The following is a 3,814-nucleotide window of genomic DNA, read 5'->3' as shown; positions in this document are numbered from 1 at the left end:
GTACGGCACCAACCCAAGGGAGCCATCTCCCGATGTATGCCCCTATACTGGTTGTGTATGCCCACTCGCCACGTAAGAGTTTTGCCCAGGTGATGGTTCTACGGCCCTGCTTAAAACGCTGTCGGATAAGCGTACGAAGCCCAAGAGAAAGCGGGCTTGTTCCCCTGGTTGCAGCACCTGCCCCCAGTTTCCCGCTAACAGGGATTACCGGCAAGCTGACCAACATGGAAGCAATTGCCAGCAAGTCAATCACATCGCTAAACTGCTTTTTAAATTCATCCAGAAGAAGCCAGTAAAGCAGCTCCTCTTTATCGACGCTCATTCCATCAAAGAAGTATTTTCCGTTTAACTGTTCGGTCGTATCCATAACCTTTCCCTGTTTAAGCTGACGAACTAAATCCTAATACTGGCCTTTGGTACCGTCCAGAACATGCGCCTTAACGTTATCCTAATTTTGGGTTCAGACGATGCCACGACAAAAAATGTTGGGAAAGAGGTTCCCGGCATGAACAACTTTGCGCGCCTTCCGGCTTCAATGGATACCAGAAATTGCCAGACGGCCTTATCATTCAATAGGGGGCGTTGACACAACTATCGATGGCTTCGTCGGCAGTGCTTTTGCTGCATGGGAAACAGGACGTTTGTGGAAGTGATTATGCAACAGGTTAATTCAATATCTCTGGTTAAGGTTCGCGAAGCTACCGATGTATCCCAGGCTCAATCTGACGTTGTGCTCAATGGTAAAAGCACCGGCATTCTTGTACCGGGGAAGGTGCTTGAAGCAGCAGTCCAGGTTAATGAGCAGCGCTACATCCTGTTTCTGACAGATGACATTATTTTCGAGGAATCCCTGACGATTGCCCTTATTGACGTTCATGACGGGCTTAAAGAAATTGTTCATTTAGGAAATGAGTACTCGACAGGAACTTTTGCGGATCTCCAGGTTACTGAGGATAGCGTGGATTTCAGGTTTATTGGGGATTATATCTGGATACTGAAAGTGTCCGATTCACCTCGTCTGCGGCTTCCTTTTGTTTCCGCTCCCAAAGGTGTTAAACGGACGTCTGGTCTGAAAAAGTACATAACGATAACTACCGCACCGGCGTCGGAAAACGTAAGCTGAAGTCATTATTTAACAGAATGAAAAGGCTTTTCGCAGAGCAGGATAAATGCTCCTGAGAAGTATGCAGGCTCAGCGAATGATGAAGACCTGAAAGCCCAGAAATTTCCCGGCGACACTGAAGTATCACCCCATTAAACATTCTTCCTCTCATGCTCAATAAGCCATTCTTTACGTGAAATTCCCCCTCCGTAACCCGTCATCGCGCCATCTTTTCCAATTATCCTGTGACAGGGGATCACAATCGCAATCCGGTTTGCCCCATTAGCAGCAGCGACGGCGCGCACAGCATTTGGCTTATTAAGCCTCAGTGAAATGGCCTGATAGTTTGAGGTCTGTCCATAGGGAACTGCACGCAGTTCTTGCCAGACGGATTGTTGAAAATCACTGCCCGGAGCATCTAAAGAAAGATCAAACTGTCGGCGCGTTCCGGCAAAATACTCGCCAATCTCTTTTACTGTCTGCCGGGTATGGCTATTTTCTCCGGTGACAATTCTGGCGTTAAATAACCGCTGAATATCGCGAAACTCTGTTTCTAACATCCGGCGATCGGTAAACTCCAGCAGGCACACTCCCCGCTCTGTCGCACAGACAAACATCGGCCCAAGCGTGGTGGTAAACCGGTGAATCACAATCACCTGGGTTGTCTGAGTCGGCGCTGCGCCAGTAAGCCGCTTGTAGGTATAACCAAACCCGCTAAGGGATTCATAGCCATTGTCCAGCGCAACGTCCGTCGCAGTGCGTCCGCTTTTCAGTTCCTGCAGGGCAACGTTGACCCGCTGCATTCGCTGGAAAGCCTGAAAAGTGATGCCGTGAAGTTGCAGGAACCAGCGCCTTACCCGCTCCGGACTGATTCCATGCTGGCGTAGCTCCGCGTCAGTTACGCGGGATTTAATATCGCGCCTGACAAGCGCAACTGCCTGTTCAACGAATAATGGCGCGCTGTGCGCATTTTCAGCGGGGCGGCAGACCTTACAGGGACGAAAGCCGGCCGCAAGGGCAGATTTGGCATCTTTATAAAACTCGACATTTTCACGTTTGGGTTTTCGTGCCCGGCATACCGAAATGCAGAATACGCCCGTGGTTTTGACGCCAACAAAAAACACGCCAGTATATTCTGAAGCACGTTCAAGTAATGCCTGATACCAGATATCGCATAAATTCTTATCGGTTATTTTCATCATTAAAAAGTCCTTCAAACGTCTGACGAGATCGGATCGTATGCATGACGTCCGTCAGCGTTGACTGCATGGCCGAATGAACAAAATTGCCCATTGAAATGCGGCTTACCCCGGCCCGTTTCAGCCTGTCGAATGACGGAAGATCGGGCATGCACATCACATTCAGAGGCAGCCCCGTTGCCTCTGCAATGAGGCTGATGTCTTTCTCTGACGTCAGACAGGGAACAAAAAGGCCGTCAGCACCTGCAGCTTTATAGCGCTGACCCCGTAATATTGTCTCCTGCAACGCATCTTTATGCCCGAGTAGGTAAGTATCAGTCCGGATGTTCAGAAACAGGCGACAATTTTCGCTTCTCAGCGCATCACATACTGTGCTTAGAATACGGAAAAAATCAGAGGCATCGTCAAGCTGACGCACCCCGTTTATGACTCTGCTGTCTTCAAGGTTAACGCCTGCTACGCCTGTCTGTGCAAGGCGCCTGAGGTTGGCTGCTATCTCTTCGGCTGAATCCCCATACCCTGCTTCCATATCAACGCTCAGGGGCAGTTTGCTGACAGCCAGGATACGGGTGACCATATAAAATAACTCATCAAACGGCATTCCCTGCCCGTCTTCATATCCCAGTGTGGACGCGATTGCTGCGCTGGACGTTCCCAGTGCCTGATAACCGGCTTCTTGCGCCGCGACAGCACTGGCAGCATCCCAGACGTTAGCGATAAGAAGGGGATCATGCGGGTTGTGGAGGTCTGCAAAGTTCATATTCATATCCTCTCGATAGATTGAAAATGAATCTAAGCATTCCGTCAGAGCGTCACAACCGAAATTCAGACGACCATTTTTTCGCAAACGTCGTCTGAACGCGGGGGCGAACCAGACTGATACCTTTCAGGGTCACGTGCTGGCTTTCAGCATGGCAAGCACCGCCCAACAGGCAGATAAGCAGACGAGGCTCTCCGACATGTTCCCCGGTGAAAGCATGGAGCAGATGGCCCAGTGTTCCGGCGAGTGCAAAGCGCTGCGCCATGATGTCATCATAGTAGAGAGGGTCTACCACAACGATAAAATCGAGATCGGAGTATTTATCGAACCCGCCATGAACAAGCGAGCCGCCAGCGAGAAGGGAGTGGATCCGCGAATCAGCCTGAAATTTAAGCCTGAGTTGCTCTGCAAAACTTCTGTGTAACTCGGGTAATGTACTAAGCATACTTTTTCCTGTTCACAAAAAAGACAAAGCATTACAGAATATCGAGTAATTTATATTCAGGCCAGATATTTTTGAAGGAACAGTCATTTTTCATTAAATGAACAGAGGGCTAATTCGCTCTTATTAAACGCCAGGCTTTATATGTTAATTTGAGGGGGAGTCATCCAACAGAAGATCCCAAAAATAAAGAGTACAGCAACACCTGATGAAATGCTATTTTCGCGGGAAGCGATATACCGTTATCTTTGCAAAAAAAAACCGACCAATTGACCAGTACTTTATATTGCTCCCCACATCCCTTTGACCAA

General features: G+C 49.0%; 4 protein-coding genes and 1 pseudogene. 1 reads left to right on the top strand and 4 read right to left on the bottom strand.

The window, feature by feature from the left end; translation table 11 throughout:
- A partial coding sequence (locus tag C5687_RS23640; RefSeq protein ID WP_104558174.1) for an STM2901 family protein occupies window positions 1-367 on the bottom strand: 367 nt, incomplete at its 3' end.
- 288 nt (window positions 368-655) lie between these two features.
- On the opposite strand from C5687_RS23640, the gene C5687_RS23635 reads away from it, so the two are divergent.
- On the top strand, window positions 656-1,123 hold the full coding sequence (locus C5687_RS23635; protein WP_104558172.1) for a hypothetical protein: 468 nt from the start codon (window positions 656-658) through the stop codon (window positions 1,121-1,123).
- A gap of 131 nt (window positions 1,124-1,254) precedes the next feature.
- Here C5687_RS23635 and C5687_RS23630 read toward each other — a convergent pair whose 3' ends face one another.
- From C5687_RS23630 to C5687_RS23620, 3 genes and pseudogenes are all read right to left on the bottom strand, one after another.
- Window positions 1,255-2,301, bottom strand: coding sequence for a bifunctional transcriptional activator/DNA repair enzyme AdaA (locus C5687_RS23630; protein WP_104558175.1), 1,047 nt, complete (start codon window positions 2,299-2,301; stop codon window positions 1,255-1,257).
- Window positions 2,285-3,061 (bottom strand): isocitrate lyase/PEP mutase family protein, encoded by a 777-nt coding sequence (locus C5687_RS23625; RefSeq protein ID WP_104558171.1) that lies wholly within the window; start codon window positions 3,059-3,061, stop codon window positions 2,285-2,287. Before C5687_RS23625 ends, C5687_RS23630 begins: the two co-directional genes overlap by 17 nt.
- A gap of 112 nt (window positions 3,062-3,173) precedes the next feature.
- Window positions 3,174-3,506 (bottom strand): annotated as a pseudogene (locus tag C5687_RS23620) (nucleotidyltransferase domain-containing protein); the annotation flags it as partial.
- Window positions 3,507-3,814: the final 308 nt, after the last annotated feature.

The sequence above is a fragment of the Enterobacter sichuanensis genome, assembly GCF_002939185.1.
Taxonomy (GTDB): domain Bacteria; phylum Pseudomonadota; class Gammaproteobacteria; order Enterobacterales; family Enterobacteriaceae; genus Enterobacter; species Enterobacter sichuanensis.
This window is presented reverse-complemented; position numbering and strand designations above follow the sequence as displayed.

Bases quoted from the DNA above. Each gene is read 5' to 3' on its own strand.
- C5687_RS23635 (WP_104558172.1), top strand. From the start codon at position 656: ATGCAACAGGTTAATTCAATATCTCTGGTTAAGGTTCGCGAAGCTACC.
- C5687_RS23630 (WP_104558175.1), bottom strand. From the start codon at position 2,301: ATGAAAATAACCGATAAGAATTTATGCGATATCTGGTATCAGGCATTA.
- C5687_RS23625 (WP_104558171.1), bottom strand. From the start codon at position 3,061: ATGAACTTTGCAGACCTCCACAACCCGCATGATCCCCTTCTTATCGCT.